Source organism: Streptomyces sp. MK7, assembly GCF_032658145.1.
Taxonomy (GTDB): Bacteria; Actinomycetota; Actinomycetes; order Streptomycetales; family Streptomycetaceae; genus Streptomyces; species Streptomyces spiralis.
Window position 1 is genome coordinate 54,344 of record NZ_JAVACL010000007.1, and the last position, 18,291, is coordinate 72,634.

Consider the following 18,291-nt stretch of genomic DNA (forward strand, 5'->3'; position numbering starts at 1 on the left):
CGTCCCTCAGGTCGACTCCCGTACCACCAGCCGGCAGGGCACGGTGTGCACTCCGGGGGTCGCGTCGGCGTCGTCGATGGCCCGCAGCAGTTGCAGGGCCGCCACCCGGCCGATCTCCGCGAGGTTCATGTCGATCGTGGTGAGCGGCGGGCGGCTGGCCAGGGCCATCGTGTCCCAGTTGTCGTAGCCGATGACCGCGATGTCCTCGGGCACGCTCGCGCCGCGTTCCCGCAGCGCGTCGGTGACCCCGCGGGCGATCTGGTCGTTGCCGCAGAAGAAGGCGTCGGTGTCGGGCGCGGTGCGCAGGACCGCGTCGGCGGCGCGCCGGCCCCATGCCTCGCTCCACTCTCCGAAGTGCACCCTGCCGGTGGCCGGCGACAGTCCGGCGGCGCGCAGGTGCCCCACCGCGTGGCGGGCGCGGTCGCGGGCCGCCGCGTGGTGTTCCGGGCCGGTGACGTGCGCGACGCGGGTGCGCCCGGTGGACAGCAGGTGCTCCACGGCGAGCTGGGCGCCGCCCTGGTCGTCCGTGACGACCGATGTGTCGGCGGGGTCGGTCGAGGGCGAGAGGGCGTAGACCACGGGAACCGACTCCAGACCCGTGATGCCGGTCAGCGGCGGGCGCGGGTCCGTACGGCGGCCGGTGACGATGATGCCGTCGACCCGGCGGTCCATGAGGTTGCGCAGGTGGTGCTGCTCCCGGATGGCGTCGCCGCGCGTGTCGCACAGCAGCACCGAGATCTTCCCGGCCCCGAGCGCGTCCTCGGCGCCCAGCAGGACCGGCGTGCTGAAGCGGCCGATCCCGTCCGTGGTCATCAGGCCGACGGTCCAGCTGCGGCCGGTGTGCAGGCTCTGGGCGTGCTGGTTGGGCCGGAACCCGAGGGCCTCCACCGCGTCCAGCACCCGCTGCCGGGTTTCCGGGCGCATCCGGCCGGCACCGCTGAGGGCCTTCGAGGCCGTGCCCACACTGACGCCCGCGAGCGCGGCGACGTCGGCGAGTCTGGCCCGGCCGGCGGGGGGAGAGCCTGGAACACCTGCGGCAGAGGTCACGAGCAAACCTTTTCCTGGAGCCATTCCTCAGAGCTGTCGATACGGCCATCCTGACAGGCCGCGGGAGAGAGTTCCAGCCTTCGCATCATGCAAGAAATCTTGCTCAAACCCTTGACCGCCACTGCGCTCTGCACCTCTACTGTCCGCTCAGGAAAACGGTTGCTCATATCTGCTCGACGGCTCGCGTCAGCTCTCCCGCCCACCTCCCCTCGGAGAACCATGCGCCGCACCAGCTCCACCCCGCCCACCTCCCCCGGTCCGGTCCGGCCCTCCCCCGGTCCGGTCCGGCTCGGTCCTCACGCCCGGGCCGCTCTGCGGCCCGCCGTCGCCGGCATCGACGCGGGCTTCTGGCACGACCGGCGCGAAGTCAACGCCCGCACCTCGCTCCCGCAGGGCCCCGGCCTGCTGGAGTCCGCGGGCAATCTGCACAACCTGCGGCTCGCGGCCGGCACGGCCGAGGGGGAGTTCCGCGGCTCGTACCCGTTCGTCGACACCGACGTCTACAAGTGGCTGGAGGCCGCCTCCTGGCAGCTCGCCGACCAGGCGGAGGGTGACCTCGCGGCCCACGTGGCCCACATCACCGGACTCGTCGCCGCCGCCCAGCAGCCCGACGGCTATCTGAACACCTGGTTCCAGCTGGTCAAGGGCGGCGAGCGGTACAAGGACCTGCGCTGGGGCCACGAGCTGTACTGCGCCGGGCACCTCATCCAGGCCGCCGTCGCCCACCACCGGAGCACCGGACGGCCCGAACTCCTGGACGTGGCACGCCGGTTCGCCGACCACATCGACTCCGTCTTCGGCCCGCCCGGCAGCGGCAGGCCCGTCGACGGCATCGACGGCCACCCGGAGGTCGAGACCGCCCTGGTCGAGCTCTACCGGGAGACCGGCGAGCACCGCTACCTGGACCTCGCCGCCTACTTCGTCGACCGCTACGGCCACGGCCTGATCGGCGGCGAGGCCTACTGCCAGGACCGCGTCCCCGTGCGCGAGGCGGCGAACGTCGAGGGCCACGCGGTGCGGCAGCTGTACCTGCTGGCCGCCGTCACCGATCTGGCCACCGAGGCCGGTGACGGCGAACTGCGCGCCACCGCCGAGCGGTTGTGGCATGCCATGACCACCACCAAGACCCACCTCACCGGCGGCCTCGGCGCCCACCACGACCAGGAGGACTTCGGCGACCCCTACGAACTGCCCAACGAGCGCGCCTACTGCGAGACCTGCGCCGCCATCGCCTCCGTCCAGTGGAGCTGGCGCATGGCCCTCCTGACCGGCGAGGCCCGCTACAGCGACCTGATCGAACGCACCCTGTACAACGGCTTCCTGGCCGGGGTGTCGCTGGACGGCGAGCGCTGGCTGTACGTCAACCCGCTCCAGGTCCGTGACGGCCACACCGATTCCGGCGGCGACCAGTCCGCCCGGCGCACCCGGTGGTTCCGCTGCGCCTGCTGCCCGCCCAATGTCATGCGGCTGCTGGCCTCTCTGCCGCACTACCTCGCCACCACGGACGGCGACGGCCTCCAGATCCACCAGTACGTCACCGGCCGCTACTCCGGCGACGGCGTCACCGTCCGCTGCGCGACCGCCTACCCCTGGCACGGCACGCTCGCCTTCACCGTCGAGGAGACCCCGGCCGACCGGCCCTGGACGCTGTCCATCCGTGCCCCGCAGTGGTGCCAGGACGTACGTGTCCGGTGCGGTGAGGAGACCTACGACGGCCCCGTGACCGACGGCTGGCTGCGGCTGCGGCGGACCTGGGCCGCCGGGGACCGGGTGGTGCTGGAGCTGGCACTGGAGCCCCGCCTCACCGTCGCCGACCCCCGGGTCGACGCCGTACGCGGCTGCGTGGCGATCGAACGCGGCCCGCTCGTGTACTGCCTGGAGCAGGCCGACCACCCCGGTGGCGGCCTGGACGACATCGTCGTCGACACCACCCGCCCCCTCGCCGTGAAGCACCGCCCGGACCTGCTCGGCGGCGTCACCACGGTGGTCGCCGCCGGACGCCGGCGAGCCGTCCCGCAGCCGGGCTGGTGGCCGTACACGCCATACACGCAGCACAAGCAGCACACGCCGCAGACGCCGCACACGCCGCACACGCCGCACACACCGAAGCAGACCCAGGAGAAGCCCGTCGAGCTGACGGCCGTCCCCTACTACTCATGGGCCAACCGCGAAGACGGCAGCATGCGCGTCTGGCTGCCCACGTCCTGAACGTCCCGCCCTACCAGCATCGAGGTCATCCCGTGATATCCACCCGCCGCGTCCTCCTCGCCGCACTCACCGCAGCCGGCACGCTCGCCTCGCTCACTGCCTGCGGGGGCGGCTCCGGCTCGTCCGGCTCCACCGGGGCGTCCTCAGGGACGTACACCTTCTGGGATCCGTATCCGCAGCTGGACGCCTCCTCCCCGTGGGGCAGGCTCGTCGCCGGGTGCGGGACGAAGGCCGGGGTGAAGGTCAAGCGCACCGCGTACGACACCACCGACCTGGGCAACAAGGCCCTGCTGGCCGCCCAGCAGGGCAACGCGCCGGACGTGATGCTCGTCGACAACCCGGTCGTCTCCACGCTGGTGGAGGCGGGCATCCTCACGAAGACCAGCGAGATCGGCCTGGACACGAAGCCGGTCCAGAAGAACATCATCGGCGCGGGCACCATCGACGGCTCCGCCTACGGCGTGCCCATCGGCGCCAACACACTCGCCCTCTACTACAACAAGAAGGTCCTGTCCGCCGCCGGCGTCGATCCCGCCTCGGTCAAGGACTGGGACTCGCTCACCGCCGCGCTGAAGAAGGTCAAGGCCTCGGGCAAGAAGGGCATCACCTTCTCGGCGATCAACACCGAGGAGGGCAGCTTCCAGTTCCTGCCCTGGTTCTGGGGCGCGGGCGGCGACCTCACCCAGCTGAACTCGGCGCAGGGCGTGGCGGCCCTGTCCCTGTGGAAGCAGTGGGTGGACGAGGGGTACGCGCCCAAGGACGTCCTGCAGAACACCCAGACCACCAGCTGGCAGGAGTTCGCCACCGGTTCCTACGCGTTCGGCGAGAACGGCACCTGGCAGCTCGGCAACGCCGACAAGGCCGGATTCGACTACGGCGTCATCAACCTCCCGGCGCGGCACGGGGGTTCGGCGCCCGTGCCGACCGGCGGCGAGTTCGCCACCGTCCCGATGCAGAAGGACACCGGGCGCTACGACGTCAGCAAGAAGATCGTCGAGTGTCTCACCAGCGACGCCAACCTGCTGTCGACGGACACCATACTGATGTACGTCGCCCCCACGGCGGCGGTCCAGTCCCAGCAGGTCGCGAAGAACCCGAAGCTCAAGCCGTGGGTGGACGCGGTGGCCGCGGCGCGCGGCCGCACCAGCGGCGGCCTGGGCACCACGTACCCCACCATCTCCCAGCCGCTGTGGACCGCCGTCCAGGCGGCCCTGTCCGGCGGCAAGAGCCCGAAGGCCGCCCTGGACGCGGCGCAGGCGAGCGCGCAGAAGAACTGAGGCCGAGTCATGACCGTCACCCGCGTGGACCGGCCGCGGCGCAAGACGGCGCAGGCGGAGGTGAGCGGGTCGGGCCTGCCGCCGGCGCAGCGCAGGCTGCGGCGCCGGAGCCGGCTGACCGCGTTCGCCTTCGTCGCCCCGCTGATCTCCTACCTGGCCGCCTTCTACCTCTACCCCTTGTACCGCAACCTCGACCTCAGCCTGCGCGACTACACCGTCCGCTCCTTCGTGGCCGGGGACGCGCCCTTCTCCGGCTGGGACAACTTCCGGAAGGTCCTGGACGACCCGACGTTCGCCCCCGCGCTGCGGCACACGATGGTCTTCACCTTCGTGTCCATCGCCTTCCAGTACGCCATCGGTCTGGCGCTGGCCGTCTTCTTCAACCGGCACTTCCGGCTCTCCACGGTGCTGCGGGCGCTCTTCCTGATCCCCTGGCTGCTGCCGCTGATCGTGTCGGCCTCGACCTGGTCCTGGATGTTCAACAGCGAGTCCGGAGTGGTGAACTACTTCCTGAGCTTCTTCGGTGTCGACCCGGTCGGCTGGCTGACCTCGCCCGGCTGGGCGCTGCCCTCCGTGATCATCGCCAACATCTGGATCGGCATCCCGTTCAACCTGGTCATCCTCTACAGCGGACTGCAGAACATCCCCGCCGAGGTGTACGAGGCGGCGGGCCTGGACGGGGCGAGCGCCTGGCAGGTGTTCCGGCGGATCACCTTCCCGCTGCTGCGGCCGGTGTCGGCGATCACCGTGCTTCTCGGGCTCGTCTACACCCTGAAGGTGTTCGACCTGATCTGGATCATGACCAAGGGCGGTCCCGGTGACTCCTCCTCCACCCTGGCGACCTGGTCGTACCAACTGGGCTTCGGCACGCTGCTGCCCAAGTTCGGCCCCGGCGCCGCGGTCGGCAACCTGCTCATCCTCATCGCCCTCGTCTTCGGCCTGCTGTACATCCGCGTCCAGAGGAGGCAGGAAGCGTGACATCAGTGAGCGGTTCCCGCCGGCACACGGTCCTCGGGCTGGTGCTCACCGCGCTGATGCTGTTCCCGGTGTACTGGATGCTCAACGTGTCCCTCACCCCGCAGCAGCACATGCGCAAGAACCCGCCCGACCTGCTCCCCCTGCACCCGACCTTCGAGGGCTACCGGGCGGTCCTGGACGACCAGTTGCCGTACCTCGGCACCAGCCTGCTCATCGGACTCGGCACGGTCGCCCTCACCCTGCTCATCGCCGCTCCGGCCGGCTACGCCCTGGCGCGGCTGCGCCCGCGCGGCCGCGGAGTCCTCGGCCTCGCCCTGCTGATCGCCCAGATGATCCCCGGCATCGTCATGGCGATGGGCTTCTACGGCATCTTCCTCGACCTCGGTCTGCTGAACTCCTGGTGGGGCCTGATCGTCGCCGACTCCACCATCGCCGTTCCCTTCGGAGTGATGATCTTCACCGCGTTCATGTCGGGCATCCCCGGTGAGCTGATCGCCGCCGCCCGCATCGACGGCGCGAGCACCCTGCGCACCTTCTGGTCGGTCGTGCTGCCGGTCAGCCGCAACGCGATCGTCACCGTCTCGCTCTTCGGCTTCCTGTGGGCCTGGTCCGACTTCGTCTTCGCCAACACCCTCGACGGCGGCGGCGACCTGAGGCCGATCACCCTCGGCATCTACAAGTACATCGGCAACAACAACCAGGAGTGGAACGCGATCATGGCCACCGCCGTCGTCGCGTCCGTCCCCGCGGCGGCCCTTCTGGTCCTCGCCCAGCGCTATGTCGCCGCGGGGGTGACCGCGGGCGCCGTGAAGGACTGAGCTCACCCGGTTCCCCTCGTCCTCCGTGAGGGGCCCTCCTCCATGAGCCGCACAAGACCTCCCGTTCCCGCCCGTGCGCGCCGCCTGACGGTCACCACGGCCGTGTGCGCCCCCGCCGACGACAGCACGCCCGCCGACGGCCTCGTCACCGCCCTCGACCTAGATCCCGCAGGGGGCACCGTGCGGGATCGACGCTGCCGGGCATGCGGGTGGTGGAGTCCGCGTCCACCGGCAACGGGTGATCGGGTCCGGGGTGCACGGGAAGCTGATGCGGCGGCTGCCCGCCGGCCTCGCGACCGTGCGGAGCGGAGCCCTCGCGTTCCCGTGCCCCCGCTCTCCCGTGACGTCAGTAGGGGCCGTTGACGTTGTCGATCGAACCGTAGCGGTGGTAGGCGTAGTTGCACGCGGCCGTGATGTTGGCGACCGGGTCGTAGATGTTCCACGAGGTGCCCGGCACGTGGTACGCGGTGAAGGTCGGGTCGATGACCTGGAGGAGGCCCTTCGACGGGGTGCCCTTCGCGGCGTTGGAGTCCCAGAGGTTGATGGCCTTCGGGTTGCCGGAGGACTCACGCATGACGTTGCGGTAGATGCCGTTGTACGAGCCCGGGATCCCGTTGGTCGCCATGACGGCCAGCGAGTGCCTGATCCACCCGTCCAGGTTGTCCGGGTAGGTCGCCTTGCTGGTCGAGGCGGACGCGGTCTTTGCGACCGTGGAAGATCCGGACTTCGCGGCCGTGGCGGATGCGGCCTTCGCGGCCGTGGCGGATGCGGCCTTCGCAGCCGTGGAAGATCCGTCGGGCAGGCTCAGAACCTGGCCCGGGTAAATGACGTAGGGGCCGGCGAGGTGGTTGGCCGCTGCGATGGCCTGCCAGCCGCCCGGCACGTCGAGGGATCGGGCGATCGCGGCCAGGTGGTCGCCGGGCTGGACGACATAGGTGGTCGCGCCGGTGGAGGCGACGGCCGGAGTGACCTCTGCGGCCTGGGCGGCCCCGGCCGAGCCGAGCGTGGCCGTGCACGCGAGGGCGAACGAGCCGGCGATGACGGCGCTGCCGGCGGAGAAGCGCCAGGCTCGGCGCGGGCGGTGGGCGGCATGTCTGGGCATGGTGCGGTCCTTGGGTGGATTGCATGGGCCGCAGTTGCCGATCCCCCTCGACAATTCACACCGCATTTCGTTTGCGGTGCGCTGCGGCGGGGACATTGTTAGCCGCAGATCAATAAGTCGACAATCACCCTGTTTACTAAGCAGGATAGTTGCGGAAGGGCATCTCCTCGGGGTTTGCACTGCAAATTGCGCCAGTTAAGGAAGTATTCCGTCACTAGGCCACATCGTAAGTGAATTGCATCACGCCGCGGGCGGAGCGGATTTCCGACCGGCATAGAACGGCAAAGGAACCCTTAGTGCACCTTTGCCTGCATTTCGGGCAAGTCGGACAGTTAATGAAATAGCGAGTTACATCCCACTTCTGCGTGTGGGGCGCTGAATTCGCTACGGGGCGCCATGGCCGTCGAGGAGGCGCAGCAGCACAGCTGCCTCCGCGCGGAGCCGCGCGGCCCGGTCGGCATGCGCGGGTTCCGTCAACTGTGCTGCGGCTTCGAGTCGTTCGGCGGCCTCGGCCCGCACGATCTCCACCACACCGTGCTCGCTCAGCTCATGTCGCGCCACCTCGGTGGCACCGGCCCCGACCGGTGACTGTTCGAGGGCCGGCCCCCGTGCCCCGGCTTCGTCCACCGGCACCGCCTCCGCGTTGTCCAGTGCGGCGAGCGTTGCACGCAGGGCGCTCACCGCGGCCTTGTCGCGGGCGCGCATCGCTTCCGGGAGGGCTTGACGCATGCGAACACGTAGAGACATGCGGGGACCCTACGGCGGTGCCCCGCACCCCACAACGGAATATCCCTCAAGTCCAACTGCTCTCGAAAGCGCCCCTGTTGTCCTCCGCCCAGGCACGGAAGGTGCGTGCCGGACGGCCCAGCACCTCCGGCACGTCGTCGGTGACCACCGCGTTACCGCCGTCGCGGACGAACGCCACACCGGCCAGCATGCCGTCCGCCCGGTCCTCTTCCATGCCCCAGGCGGTGCGAAGGAATGCTCGGCTCTCGTCCGGCGACAGGTCCCGGGTGGTCACGGGGCGGCCCACAACCGCGGCGAGCACGGCGGCCTGGTCCGGGACGCTGATCGCCTCCGGCCCGGTCAGGGTGTACGTCCGCCCCGCGTACCCGCTCCCGACCAGGGCCCGGACCGCGACGGCGGCCACGTCCCGGGGATCGATCACACCCGAGGCCCCGTCCCCGGTCAGGTTGGGCACCGGCTCACCGGCCCGGAGCGCCGGGACCCAGCTCAGCGTGTTGGAGGCGAACGACGACGGCCTCAGCACCGTCCATTCGGCCCCGCTCTCCCGCACGGCCCGCTCGCCCTCCAGGTGCCAGAGCGCGGAGGGACCGGAAGCGCCCGCGCCGGTGCCGATCGCGGACAGCTTCACCAGCCGGCCCACGCCCGCGGCCCCGGCCGCCGCGACCAGCGTCGCGTCCTGGCCCTCGTCGGGGCCGGGCGGCCGGAGCAGAAAAGCGGCCGTCACCCCCGTCAGCGCTGCTTCCAGGGAGGCCGGGTCGCGGTAGTCCCCGCGCACCACCTCCACTCCGGCCGGCACGCGCGCCTTCGCCGGGTCGCGGGTCAGGGCGCGCACCTTCTCACCGCGCGCGGCCAGCTGTCGTACGACGTCACTCCCGATGGTGCCCGTGGCACCCGTCACCAGAATCATGACGTCCACGGTGGTCCGCCCGCCGCGCCCGGCTCTTGGAAATTCCGGCACGGCCGGCCCGCCGGAACGGCGGTGCGGGGCGCCTACCGTGGAAAGGTGCCGTACACCACCGCCGAACAACTGCCGACCGCGCCCGAGGTGCTGAGCCCCTGGATCACCGGGGTGCGGGCCCTGTCCTTCACCAGGCCGCCCGAGGAGACCTTCGTCCGGCTGCCCGAAGCGGTGACCAAGGTGGTGCTGCGGGTCACGGCGGACGGACAGCGTGACGTACTGGCCGTCGGGCCGCGGGTGCGGGCCTCGTACCACGAGGGCAAGGCCCGCGTCTCGTGTGTGGAGCTGTGCCTCGCGCCGGGTACGGCCCGGCCTCTGCTGGGCGTTCCGGCCGCCGGGCTGGTCGGCCGGGTGGTGGCGCTGGAGGGGCTGCCGGGCGGGGCGGGGCGGCGGCTCGCGGCCGCGATGCGGTGGCTGGATCCGGGAGAGGCGGTGCCGCACCTCGCCGAGGTGCTGCCCGGCCTGTTGGCCGACGCGGTGGACCCGTCCCGGACAGCGCTGCTGCGGGCGGGCGTGGACGCGTTGTCGGTGCGGCTCGACCGGGCACCGGTCCAGGTCAGGAACGTCGCCCGGGAACTGGCCGTCAGCGAGCGGCAGTTGCGGAACCTGTTCGCCGAGGGTGTCGGGGTCTCACCCAAGCACTACGCCCGTATCGACCGCGTCCGCACGGTCGTCACCCGCGCGGCGGACGCCCGCTGGTCCGAACTCGCCGCCGCGACCGGCTACTTCGACCAGTCGCACATGACGTCCGACTTCCGGTCCCTGATGGGGGTCCCGCCCCGCTCGTACTTCGCGGGCCGACTGCCCGCACTCAGCCCCTGCCAGGCCGGGCCGCGCACCTGATGCACATGGAGTCGGACCGCGGCTCCAGCGTGTTCATGCGTTGTCACCCTCACCTGATCAGTGGGACACACGTTCTTGTACGGCGTCGCACCGGACGGCCGGTGAGCCCGGCGACCGGCGGCTCAGGCACTGGACTCCGGCGCTTGCGGTCCCGGCGCCGGCGCTGCGGAGTCCAGGTCCTCGGCTCCCTTCTCCAGGGCGTCGGCGGCCGCCTCGGCGGCGGCGTTCACGCGGTTGCACGCCGCCCGGGTCAGGACCGCGGCGCCGCAGCCGTAGACGCAGGTGAGCACCGCGGCGGCCCGGCCGCGCGGCATGACCGCCTCCAGGCCGCGCAGGGCGGTCTCGTGCGCCGAGCACAGCGCCAGGAGTCCGCACACGCCCGCGCCGGCGAACAGCGCCCCACCCACCCCGAACCTGCGCAGACCGGCCATGAGGTCGTCCCGCAGCGCCCTGACCTCGCGGCGCGCCACCTCCGCGAGGTCCTGCCCCAGACGGCTCGCGGCGTCGCTCGCCCGTCCGGCACCCGATGACGCCTCGTCGCCCGGTGTCCGCATCGTCGCCTCCTGTGTTCGTACCGCCTGCCCGAAGCCACGGGTGGCCACTTGCGAGCAGCCGCAAACACCGGGCGCCCCGGTGCGCCGGGCCGCGCCGGATCTCCGAGGGCGGCCCCTGCGGGGCCGGCGGGGAATGACCGGCTCCGCCGGGGTACACACACAGCGCGGCGTCTGTGGGACCCACGACGGGTGTGGCCAGCCCGAGCCCGTGGGGCCTCACCGCCCTCCCGGCAACTCTGGAGTCGTCATGCGAAAGCGCAGGAAGGACCGCGGCCGGGCCAAGCCGGTCCACCTGGCACTCTGCGATCTGTGTGCCGCGTCCTTTCCCGAGGACGAGGCGACGAGCGGGTACGTCCCCGACTCGTCCTGCGCGTATCCCACGCGGCACTGGTTCGACGGTCTTCGGCTGGTCACCGCCTGCTGCGACGAACACTTCGAGACCATCCGGGAGGAGTACCGGCACCGCCCCTTCGTGCAGGAGGAGCTCTGGGCCGCGAAGATCACCTGTGCGCTCACCGTCGGCCGGGCCGTGCTCTCCCTGGAGGAACTGGGGTGCCGTACCGGTCTGCACGAGCCGGAGATCCGGCGTGCCATGGCTTGGCACAACAAGCGGATGCGGCCGGCGGACGACGGCGTCTGATCAGGCGGCCCGCTGAGCCCAGTCGCACTCCGTCCTGTGTGACGGCATCGGCCATGGCTCGCCGCCCTCGTCTCCTCGCCAGTCAGTCCTCGGGCTCCTGCGGTTCTCGCAGTGATGCTTCGATCCGCCGGGTGGATGCCTGAGCGGTGGCCACATCGCGCGGGTAGGTGCGCATGGCCACCAGTCCGAGCAGGCCGGCGGCCACCAGGGCCAGAAGGAAGAAGAGCAGCGTGTGCTGCAGGCCGGTACCGCTGTCACGTCCCTGGCGGCTGAACACGTCGGCCGAGAAGTAGCCGAACAGGGTCGGCGCGACGGCCTCGCACAGAGTGCGCAACATGGTCCGCACCCCTTCACCCGTGCCCCACAGGAACGGGGGAAGAATGTCCAGCCGTGCCGCGTCCAGCGGCGGGTTGACCGCCCCCAGCAGCAGCGCGCCCACGACCAGCAGAGGTACGGCCACAGCGAGGGACGTGACGTAGACGGCCGGCGCGAAGAAGACCGGCGCCGTCAGGACGCAGACCGCGGGAACCAGGGTGCGCGCGTTGACACGTCCGCCGCGCAGCAGCCGGTCGGCGATCCGTCCTCCGGACAGCACACCGGCGAGGGCCCCGATGCCCACGACGAGCACCAGGGAGGTGGCCACCGAGGTGGACACACCGAAGTGGCGGGTCGTGTACAGGGTGGCGAAAGCGCGCAGCCCGGTGAAGTAGAAGTAGCCGAGCGCGGATGCCAGGATCAGCAACAGGTTGGTGCGCACGCGCAGGATGTAGCGGATCGTCCACCACTTGGACGCCTTGCGGGGATCGCGGTGGAGAACGAGGTTCTCATGCGGTTCGGTCCGCGCCAGCCGTGCGGCCTTCACGGCCGGATCGCTCTCCGGCCGGCCGGTGGCGGCCTGCCGCGAGGCGCTCTCGTGATCCGGCAGCTCTTCGGTTTCGGATACGTCCCGCTCCTCGGAGATGTGTTCCTGCCCGGGCTCGAGACGGGACTGCCCGCCCCGCGCGGGTTCGGGAAGGCGATGAATGAACCGGACCAGGACGATGCCGGGGATGACCAGCCACCAGAAGGCGAAGCGCCAGGTGAGGGAGGATCCGATCGAACCCGACAGGGCGAAGCCGAAGCCCGTGCCGGCGAGATCGCCGGCGAGGATGAGCCCGTACATCCGGGCCCGGTCCTTCGCGGGGAAGTAGTCCCCCACCAAGGAGGCGATGGTCGGGCCGGCGGTGGCGGTGACGGCGCCCAGTGCCGCGCGGGAGGTGAGCAGCCACAGGTACGACGTGCTGGCGCCGGCCAGAAGCATCGCCGCGGCCCACAGGACCACGCTGACGGCGAGCAGACGGGTGCGGCGGGTGCGGTCGGTGAGCAGGCCGGCCGGAATGGTGAACACCGCGCCGGACAGCGCCACGACGGAGACCAGCAGTCCGATCTGGGTGTTGCCGATACCGAACGCGTGCGTGAGCTGAGGTGCCATGGCCGACACGGTTCCCTTGTCCGCGCCGTCCACCGCCAGTGCCCCGGCCAGCGTCAGCACGGCCCGGGCCCGGGCGGGTCCACCGAGGGTTCGTGCTCCGCGCTCGGCCAGTGCCGCGACGACCTGTCGCGGGTTCATGCGTCGTCCTGGCGCCTGGAGCCTGCGTCCTTCTCACGGCCGGCTTCGTCGGCGTCTTCGTGCGCGCCGCTTTCGCCGCTCAGCAGGGGGGAGCGCGACAGGACCATCACGGCGGCCGCGACGGCCGCAGCGGCCAGGACCGCCAGCAGGATGAACAGGCCGCCGCGGACCTTCTCGTGGAAGACCAGCACACCCCAGAGGATGGCGACCACCGGGTCGGCCATGGTGAGGCCGGGCTGCGTGGCCAGGAGTTTCCCGGCGTGCATCGCCGACTGCAGAAGGAACATGGCGCCCGCGCCGGCCACGATCATCGCCCACAGCTGCCAGCTGGTGAACACGGCGACCAGGCCCCGGGAGAAGGCGTTCGTCATGCCCTTCATCAGCGCGGCGGTCATACCGAAGGTAGCGCCGGTGGTCGCTCCCAGGACCGCCGCGCGTCGAGCACCCGACACACTGCGGCCCCACAGCACTCCGGCCGCGACCAGCGACATGTTGGCCCCGCAACCGATCAACCAGGCCGTCCAGGAGACAGAGGAGGTCCTCCCGCTGCTCGGCCCCAGTGTGATGAGCAGGCCGGCCAGTCCCACCGCCATGATCGCCGACGCACCCCACTCACGCGGACCCAGCCGGCTGCCGAAGAAGAAACCCGAGAAGATCAGGGCCGCGGGCAGTTCGAGGGAGAGCAACGGCTGCACCACGGAGAGCTGGCCGCTGCCCAGGGCGACGGCCTGCAGCAGAAAGCCTGCGATCACGGCAAGGATCCCTCCGAACCACACCGGACGGTGCAGCAGATGCCACACCAGGCGCACGGTCAGGTTCTCCTCCGCCGGCTCCTCCCGGGCCGCCTTGCGCTGCAGCGCGGAGGCCAGCGCGTTGGCCACGGCTGCCAGCACAGCCAGCAGGGGGCTAAGCACAGCGACCCAGCAGGAGTCGACGGCGGGACCGACCGGCGCACCCGCCGGACGAACGCAAGGCCCATGGCGCCAAGCACCCTGCTTGGGTAACCACATCCCACCCCGGCACACCCCTTCGGGAACTGGATCAGCAGCCGCCGTCCCGGCTCGACGCACCCTGCGCCGGCGCTTCGACGAACGCGCGGGAGACGGCCCCGGCTCCGTCCCGGTCGGCACGGACCACGCGTCCGTCCTCGTGAGCGACGATCCGGCCGTCGTACCGCACACGCGTGTCGAAGAGATGACCCGGGCCGTCCGACGCTCATCCGGTGTCCCGCGACACCGTTCGTTTGCACGAGAGTGCGCGGGTCACTCAACCGCGTGTGGGCAAGCCGACGGACATCCGCGCCGTGACCCGCTTGCTCCGCGGACTGCACCACGCGGCCAAGTGGGTCGGTGCGCACCCCTTGGTCCGGCGCGGCCGGCAACTGGAGCTGATGCACCGCGCCACGGGCTTCGCCACCATGACGCTGGTCACCCTGGCGCCGCTGCTGATCGTGGTGGCCGCGGCCGACCCGCTGCGCCGTGGCGGCTTCGCGGCCTGGCTCGCGGACGGCATGGGACTGTCCGGGCGGTCCGCACGGGTGATCACGCGCATCATCACCCCGCCGCGCGCCGTGGTCGACGCGACGAGCGTCTGGGGTGGCGTCGCTCTCGGGATCTTCGGCGTCGCTCTCGGCGGAGGCGTACAGAACGGCTACGAACGGGTCTGGGACCTGCCCCCCGGGCCGTGGCACCGGGTCTGGCGGCAAGCCACCTGGCTGGTGGTGCTCACCGCGTACCTGTACCAGGAGGAGCAGACCCGGGAGGCAGTGGGCGGCCTGCCGCGGATGGCCATGTTCCTGGCGACGGGCCTGGTCTTCTTCTGGTGGAGCCAGTACTTCCTGCTGGGCGGCCAGGTCCGTGGCCGGCGGCTGCTGCCCGGCGCGATCGCGACCGCGGTCGGCCTGATGGGCCTTCGGGGGTTCTCCTGGCTGGTCTTCCAGCCGCTCATCGTCGACAACGCGGTCAGTTACGGAGCGGTCGGCACGGTGCTCGTCATCGAGTCATGGCTCATCGGTGTGGGATTCGTCGTCTTCGGTGGTGCTCTGCTCGGCCGTTGGCTGAGCGAGGACCACCCGCACAAGACGGAGCAGGGGTGATCCCTGAGCAAGGCCACGTGGCAGGAAAGCCACTGCCGGCCCGGCTCGTCACCGGCTTACGCCGGTTCGCGTGGTCACATCTTCTCCTTCCCGCCGGCGTGGATCAGCCAGGCGTTGACCGGCCACGCCGTGAAGAAGCCGAGCACCATGGAGCCCGAAGGCGCCGGGCGCCTCCCACCGCCTCACACATGCGCGCACACCGGTGTGCCGGTCCTGCGCGAGGGTTTGCGCCGCCCGTGCGGGGTGACCCTGCCGGAGGGGAGGCCACGCGATACGAAGGAGCGGTGGTATGCCCCGCCCTGTCCGTCCTACGCGCGCTGCTCGCCGGCTGGCGCCATGCCTGGCGGCCCTTCTCCTGGCTGGGTGCACCACTGAGTCGGGGCAGGCGCCCGACAGCGCCTCCCGGACCCCGACGAAGGCATCCAGAACGCGAGAGGTGCCGCTCGACGTGGTGTCACGCGGCGGGCAGACCATCGCCTTCGTGCCCGTGAGCATCAACGGCAAGGGACCGTTCCGCTTCGTGCTGGACACCGGCGCCTCCTCCAGCGCCGTCGACGACGACGTCGCGCGGCAACTGCGTCTGCCCCGGACGGGCCGGCGGCAGCCCATCACCGGTGTCGTGGGCACGCAGCAGGTGCCTGTGGTCGAACTGCACAGGTGGAAGGCCGGCACCATCCGGCTGGCTCCGGCCGACGCCACGGTCATCGACATGCGGATCCAAAAGGGAGGTCCTGACATCCAGGGCCTGCTCGGCTCGGACGTCCTCAGCCGGTTCGGCAGCATCACCGTCGACTACCGACACGAGGTTCTGCGCCTCCCCGCCGACTGAGACGGCCCAGCCCCGAGCCCGCGGATGCCGGCACGGCAGCCGGCCACGGGGGCGGGCGTCGACCGGTCCGGCGGCTCGCGCTCCGGCCCGGCCCTCGATGTCCACGGCCCGGGGAATGCTCGCGAGCCGCCGGGCGGAAGCAACGACGCCAGGCCGGGTCTGACAATCCACATCTTTTGCACTGTGCCAAGGTTTCAACCGCTCTGGACGGATACGCGGGAAGGAGAAGAGGAGAAAGACGAGGGAGAAGGTGGGCCGCTATGGTCATGCACTCGCGTATCGAAGAACACCCCGACATCCAGGCGATGCGGGCTCGGGCCACCGAGATCTCGGCCCGGCCGACCGCGCAGGCGACGGAGGGCCTGACCCTGCTGACCGGCCTGTACCTGGCGATCTCCCCCTGGGTGATCGGATTCAACGGCAACCCGCTGGCCGTGAGCAATCTCGTCACCGGCATCGCCCTGGCCGTCCTGGCCTTCGGCTTCGGCTCGGTCTTCGAGCGGACCTTCGGCATGGGCTGGGCGGCGGCCGCCATCGGTGCCTGGGCCATCGTCGCCCCCTGGGCGATACAGCACGCGTCGGCCACGACAGGCACGATTGCCAGCAACACCGCCACCGGAGCCGTAGCTCTCGTCCTCGGCCTCATGACCACGGCGATGGCACGCGGTTCCTGAGCCGGCAGCCCGCCGCCGGCAGCCGGTCACCGCGCCGGTGTCCGGCGACCGGCCGGGCCCGGGTCCTCCCGCCCGGGCCCGCGCGGCCTTGCCGTCTTGGGTTGCGGTCTGCCCGCTCCGGCCGGCACGGGTGGGGCGGGTGGAGGGCCGAAGAGGGACCTTGGCATTATGCAAATATGACTCCGATGGCCACACGCACTCGCCTCGCCGCGGCGGTTTCCCTCGCCGCGGCAGTGAGCCTCCTGACGGCCGGCTGTACCGCCGACACCCACCACCAGACCCCCGGCCCGCGAACAGCCGCCGGCTCCCCCGGCTCCGACGGCACACCTGGCCGGGCCGACGTCGACGTGTACGGGGCAGAGCTGTCGATCACCGACGCGGTCGCGCATCTGGACCGTTCGGGCAACGGCACTCTCGCCATGACGGTACGCAACGACGACGGTGCTCCCGAGCACCTCGGCATGGTGGCCACTCCGGACGGCGGACGAGGCGTCCTCGTCGGGGGCAAGTCCCGCGAAGGGAACGGATCCCTGTCGACAGCGGGGATTCTTCTGGAGAACGGCACCAAGGTCACCTTCGGGGGCACCGGTCCCCGTGTCCTCCTGCACCACGTGCGCGGAATCACGTCCCGGCACACACTGCCGGTGAGCCTTCAGTTCGGTGTGGCCGGCCTGGTCCGCCTCCAGGCGCGCGTCACCTCCTCGTGAACCGCCTCCGGCGACTCACTCCGGCCGTGCGACAGGTCCGTACTCGACGACCGGCCGGCCGGCGGAGCCCGTCGCTCTGCTCCGCGCCCGGTACCGCCCACGGTTGTCCGGACAACCGGTAGGACCGGATCACGGTGATGGCGCATCCGGCACCGAGCACGGCAGCCCAAGACACCAGATCACGGAGCGCCCCGATTCCCCCGGCCCCCGGCTCCAGACCCCGCGGCGGTACGGTCCCACGGGGATCGTAGACGACGGCCAGCGCGTCTCCTGGCCGGGTGGCGTCGCCACAGCCGCGCCAGATCCGGACTTTGAGCGGTACGCCGTGGGCGTCGGTGACCGAACACACGTAGCGGTCGCTCTCGCGGCCGGGCGCGCGCCCCTCCTGAACCGCGGTGACCACCACGGGCTGCACCCGGCCCCGCTCCGCCAGGACGACACCGGCAGCAGCCTGCGGAGCCTGGAGGGCGAGGAACACGCCGAGTACCGCCACCGCGCCGACCAACGCACGCCCCGCGCCGACCCACCACAGGTAGAGGACGAGCGCTGCCGCACAGGCGAGCCCGCCTGCCCCGTCGGCCAGCGCGGACAGGCCCGTCCACGCTCCCACGAGCGCGGTGCCGAGGATGGCCGTCACACCGAGCAGCCCTGTGACCATCCCGTGCACGACGAGCCGCCGGGGCGGAAACCCGGTGAACTCCGCAGGCCCCCACACGGTGGTACGCAAGTGCGTCATCACGTGCGCGTCCGCAGGCAGCGGGCGGTGACGCCGTCGGCGCACGGCCTGTCACCCCCTGCTCGTCCCTGTGCCACGCCCGAGTCGGGTCCAGCGCCATGCGCGCACCGTGTGCGGTCACGTCCGGAACCCGTCGGTCCTGTGCCTTGCATTATGCAAAACCTCTCGAGACCGGTGACGGGGCGTCTCACGGAACCGGCGACGACGGGCGTCGAGGGCTTCGATGAGCGCCGACCGTCGGACTGCCGGTCCGCCGTCCGCCGGCCCGGCGGCGATCAGCCGGTCCACCACCCGCATCGCTGTCGACGGGGCGACCTGCGACGACTCGGCCGGAAGGACCCCGACGTCACGGTGATCCGGGCGGATGGCGCCCACATGCCCCTACGGCCGGGGCGCGGGCCGTCGCGGTGATCCCGGGGTACCGCGCGCCGGCCGCCCTCGTGGTTCCACGACCATGTGGGTGAGAGAC

The 18,291-nt window shown here is 71.3% G+C and carries 19 protein-coding genes; 10 read left to right on the forward strand and 9 right to left on the reverse strand.

What is annotated here, in order from left to right; translation table 11 throughout:
- Window positions 1-6: 6 nt before the first annotated feature.
- Window positions 7-1,071, reverse strand: coding sequence for a LacI family DNA-binding transcriptional regulator (locus tag R2S09_RS11590; protein ID WP_399143940.1), 1,065 nt, complete (start codon window positions 1,069-1,071; stop codon window positions 7-9).
- 195 nt (window positions 1,072-1,266) lie between these two features.
- Here R2S09_RS11590 and R2S09_RS11595 point away from each other — a divergent pair, with 195 nt between their 5' ends.
- From R2S09_RS11595 to R2S09_RS11610, 4 genes are read left to right on the forward strand one after another with little or no spacing between them, the layout of a single operon-like run.
- Window positions 1,267-3,255 (forward strand): beta-L-arabinofuranosidase domain-containing protein, encoded by a 1,989-nt coding sequence (locus R2S09_RS11595; protein WP_316740785.1) that lies wholly within the window; start codon window positions 1,267-1,269, stop codon window positions 3,253-3,255.
- A gap of 32 nt (window positions 3,256-3,287) precedes the next feature.
- Window positions 3,288-4,532, forward strand: coding sequence for an extracellular solute-binding protein (locus R2S09_RS11600; RefSeq protein WP_316740787.1), 1,245 nt, complete (start codon window positions 3,288-3,290; stop codon window positions 4,530-4,532).
- A gap of 9 nt (window positions 4,533-4,541) precedes the next feature.
- Complete coding sequence (locus R2S09_RS11605; RefSeq protein ID WP_306187286.1) at window positions 4,542-5,510, forward strand: carbohydrate ABC transporter permease; 969 nt, start codon at window positions 4,542-4,544, stop codon at window positions 5,508-5,510.
- A gap of 56 nt (window positions 5,511-5,566) precedes the next feature.
- Window positions 5,567-6,328 (forward strand): carbohydrate ABC transporter permease, encoded by a 762-nt coding sequence (locus R2S09_RS11610; RefSeq protein ID WP_372337695.1) that lies wholly within the window; start codon window positions 5,567-5,569, stop codon window positions 6,326-6,328.
- 346 nt (window positions 6,329-6,674) lie between these two features.
- Here R2S09_RS11610 and R2S09_RS11615 read toward each other — a convergent pair whose 3' ends face one another.
- The 3 genes from R2S09_RS11615 to R2S09_RS11625 form a co-directional block, all read right to left on the reverse strand.
- On the reverse strand, window positions 6,675-7,430 hold the full coding sequence (locus R2S09_RS11615; RefSeq protein WP_306187289.1) for a LysM peptidoglycan-binding domain-containing protein: 756 nt from the start codon (window positions 7,428-7,430) through the stop codon (window positions 6,675-6,677).
- A gap of 384 nt (window positions 7,431-7,814) precedes the next feature.
- On the reverse strand, window positions 7,815-8,135 hold the full coding sequence (locus R2S09_RS11620) for a hypothetical protein (RefSeq protein WP_316740934.1): 321 nt from the start codon (window positions 8,133-8,135) through the stop codon (window positions 7,815-7,817).
- 88 nt (window positions 8,136-8,223) lie between these two features.
- On the reverse strand, window positions 8,224-9,084 hold the full coding sequence (locus tag R2S09_RS11625; protein ID WP_372337690.1) for an NAD(P)H-binding protein: 861 nt from the start codon (window positions 9,082-9,084) through the stop codon (window positions 8,224-8,226).
- Window positions 9,085-9,180: 96 nt separating this feature from the next.
- On the opposite strand from R2S09_RS11625, the gene R2S09_RS11630 reads away from it, so the two are divergent.
- Window positions 9,181-9,978 carry a helix-turn-helix domain-containing protein gene (locus R2S09_RS11630; RefSeq protein ID WP_316740789.1) on the forward strand — a complete coding sequence of 266 codons (798 nt, stop codon included), beginning with the start codon at window positions 9,181-9,183 and terminating at the stop codon, window positions 9,976-9,978.
- Between the two features lie 122 nt (window positions 9,979-10,100).
- On the opposite strand, the gene R2S09_RS11635 is transcribed toward R2S09_RS11630, so the two are convergent.
- The gene (locus tag R2S09_RS11635; RefSeq protein ID WP_306187293.1) at window positions 10,101-10,532 is read right to left on the reverse strand and encodes a phage holin family protein; all 432 of its coding nucleotides are present in this window, start codon (window positions 10,530-10,532) and stop codon (window positions 10,101-10,103) included.
- Between the two features lie 247 nt (window positions 10,533-10,779).
- Here R2S09_RS11635 and R2S09_RS11640 point away from each other — a divergent pair, with 247 nt between their 5' ends.
- Window positions 10,780-11,172: a hypothetical protein gene (locus R2S09_RS11640; protein ID WP_306187294.1), complete on the forward strand. Its 393-nt coding sequence runs from the start codon at window positions 10,780-10,782 to the stop codon at window positions 11,170-11,172.
- An 82-nt stretch (window positions 11,173-11,254) separates the two neighbouring features.
- On the opposite strand, the gene R2S09_RS11645 is transcribed toward R2S09_RS11640, so the two are convergent.
- Entirely contained in the window at window positions 11,255-12,781 is a 1,527-nt protein-coding gene (locus tag R2S09_RS11645; protein ID WP_316740790.1) for an MFS transporter, read from the reverse strand.
- Complete coding sequence (locus R2S09_RS11650) at window positions 12,778-13,674, reverse strand: DMT family transporter (protein ID WP_316740792.1); 897 nt, start codon at window positions 13,672-13,674, stop codon at window positions 12,778-12,780. Before R2S09_RS11650 ends, R2S09_RS11645 begins: the two co-directional genes overlap by 4 nt.
- A gap of 410 nt (window positions 13,675-14,084) precedes the next feature.
- Between R2S09_RS11650 and R2S09_RS11655 the strand changes: the two genes are divergently transcribed.
- Window positions 14,085-14,876: a ribonuclease BN gene (locus R2S09_RS11655; RefSeq protein ID WP_399143941.1), complete on the forward strand. Its 792-nt coding sequence runs from the start codon at window positions 14,085-14,087 to the stop codon at window positions 14,874-14,876.
- A 74-nt stretch (window positions 14,877-14,950) separates the two neighbouring features.
- On the opposite strand, the gene R2S09_RS40540 is transcribed toward R2S09_RS11655, so the two are convergent.
- The gene (locus tag R2S09_RS40540; protein WP_399143944.1) at window positions 14,951-15,025 is read right to left on the reverse strand and encodes a hypothetical protein; all 75 of its coding nucleotides are present in this window, start codon (window positions 15,023-15,025) and stop codon (window positions 14,951-14,953) included.
- A gap of 299 nt (window positions 15,026-15,324) precedes the next feature.
- Here R2S09_RS40540 and R2S09_RS11660 point away from each other — a divergent pair, with 299 nt between their 5' ends.
- The 3 genes from R2S09_RS11660 to R2S09_RS11670 all read left to right on the forward strand — a co-directional run bounded on the left by R2S09_RS11660 (window position 15,325) and on the right by R2S09_RS11670 (window position 17,086).
- Window positions 15,325-15,705, forward strand: a complete 381-nt coding sequence (locus tag R2S09_RS11660) for a retropepsin-like aspartic protease (RefSeq protein WP_316740794.1) — start codon at window positions 15,325-15,327, stop codon at window positions 15,703-15,705.
- A 260-nt stretch (window positions 15,706-15,965) separates the two neighbouring features.
- Entirely contained in the window at window positions 15,966-16,379 is a 414-nt protein-coding gene (locus R2S09_RS11665) for an SPW repeat protein (protein WP_316740796.1), read from the forward strand.
- 185 nt (window positions 16,380-16,564) lie between these two features.
- Window positions 16,565-17,086: a hypothetical protein gene (locus R2S09_RS11670; RefSeq protein WP_316740797.1), complete on the forward strand. Its 522-nt coding sequence runs from the start codon at window positions 16,565-16,567 to the stop codon at window positions 17,084-17,086.
- On the opposite strand, the gene R2S09_RS11675 is transcribed toward R2S09_RS11670, so the two are convergent.
- Window positions 17,073-17,822: a hypothetical protein gene (locus tag R2S09_RS11675; protein ID WP_316740798.1), complete on the reverse strand. Its 750-nt coding sequence runs from the start codon at window positions 17,820-17,822 to the stop codon at window positions 17,073-17,075. The genes R2S09_RS11670 and R2S09_RS11675 overlap by 14 nt on opposite strands.
- Between the last annotated feature and the right edge of the window lie 469 nt (window positions 17,823-18,291).

Coding starts and splice junctions, on each gene's coding strand:
- R2S09_RS11590 (WP_399143940.1), bottom strand. CDS start 1,071: ATGGCTCCAGGAAAAGGTTTGCTCGTGACCTCTGCCGCAGGTGTTCCA.
- R2S09_RS11595 (WP_316740785.1), top strand. CDS start 1,267: ATGCGCCGCACCAGCTCCACCCCGCCCACCTCCCCCGGTCCGGTCCGG.
- R2S09_RS11605 (WP_306187286.1), top strand. CDS start 4,542: ATGACCGTCACCCGCGTGGACCGGCCGCGGCGCAAGACGGCGCAGGCG.
- R2S09_RS11610 (WP_372337695.1), top strand. CDS start 5,567: ATGCTGTTCCCGGTGTACTGGATGCTCAACGTGTCCCTCACCCCGCAG.
- R2S09_RS11615 (WP_306187289.1), bottom strand. CDS start 7,430: ATGCCCAGACATGCCGCCCACCGCCCGCGCCGAGCCTGGCGCTTCTCC.
- R2S09_RS11620 (WP_316740934.1), bottom strand. CDS start 8,135: ATGCGCGCCCGCGACAAGGCCGCGGTGAGCGCCCTGCGTGCAACGCTC.
- R2S09_RS11625 (WP_372337690.1), bottom strand. CDS start 9,084: ATGATTCTGGTGACGGGTGCCACGGGCACCATCGGGAGTGACGTCGTA.
- R2S09_RS11635 (WP_306187293.1), bottom strand. CDS start 10,532: ATGCGGACACCGGGCGACGAGGCGTCATCGGGTGCCGGACGGGCGAGC.
- R2S09_RS11640 (WP_306187294.1), top strand. CDS start 10,780: ATGCGAAAGCGCAGGAAGGACCGCGGCCGGGCCAAGCCGGTCCACCTG.
- R2S09_RS11645 (WP_316740790.1), bottom strand. CDS start 12,781: ATGAACCCGCGACAGGTCGTCGCGGCACTGGCCGAGCGCGGAGCACGA.
- R2S09_RS11665 (WP_316740796.1), top strand. CDS start 15,966: ATGGTCATGCACTCGCGTATCGAAGAACACCCCGACATCCAGGCGATG.
- R2S09_RS11670 (WP_316740797.1), top strand. CDS start 16,565: ATGGCCACACGCACTCGCCTCGCCGCGGCGGTTTCCCTCGCCGCGGCA.
- R2S09_RS11675 (WP_316740798.1), bottom strand. CDS start 17,822: ATGACGCACTTGCGTACCACCGTGTGGGGGCCTGCGGAGTTCACCGGG.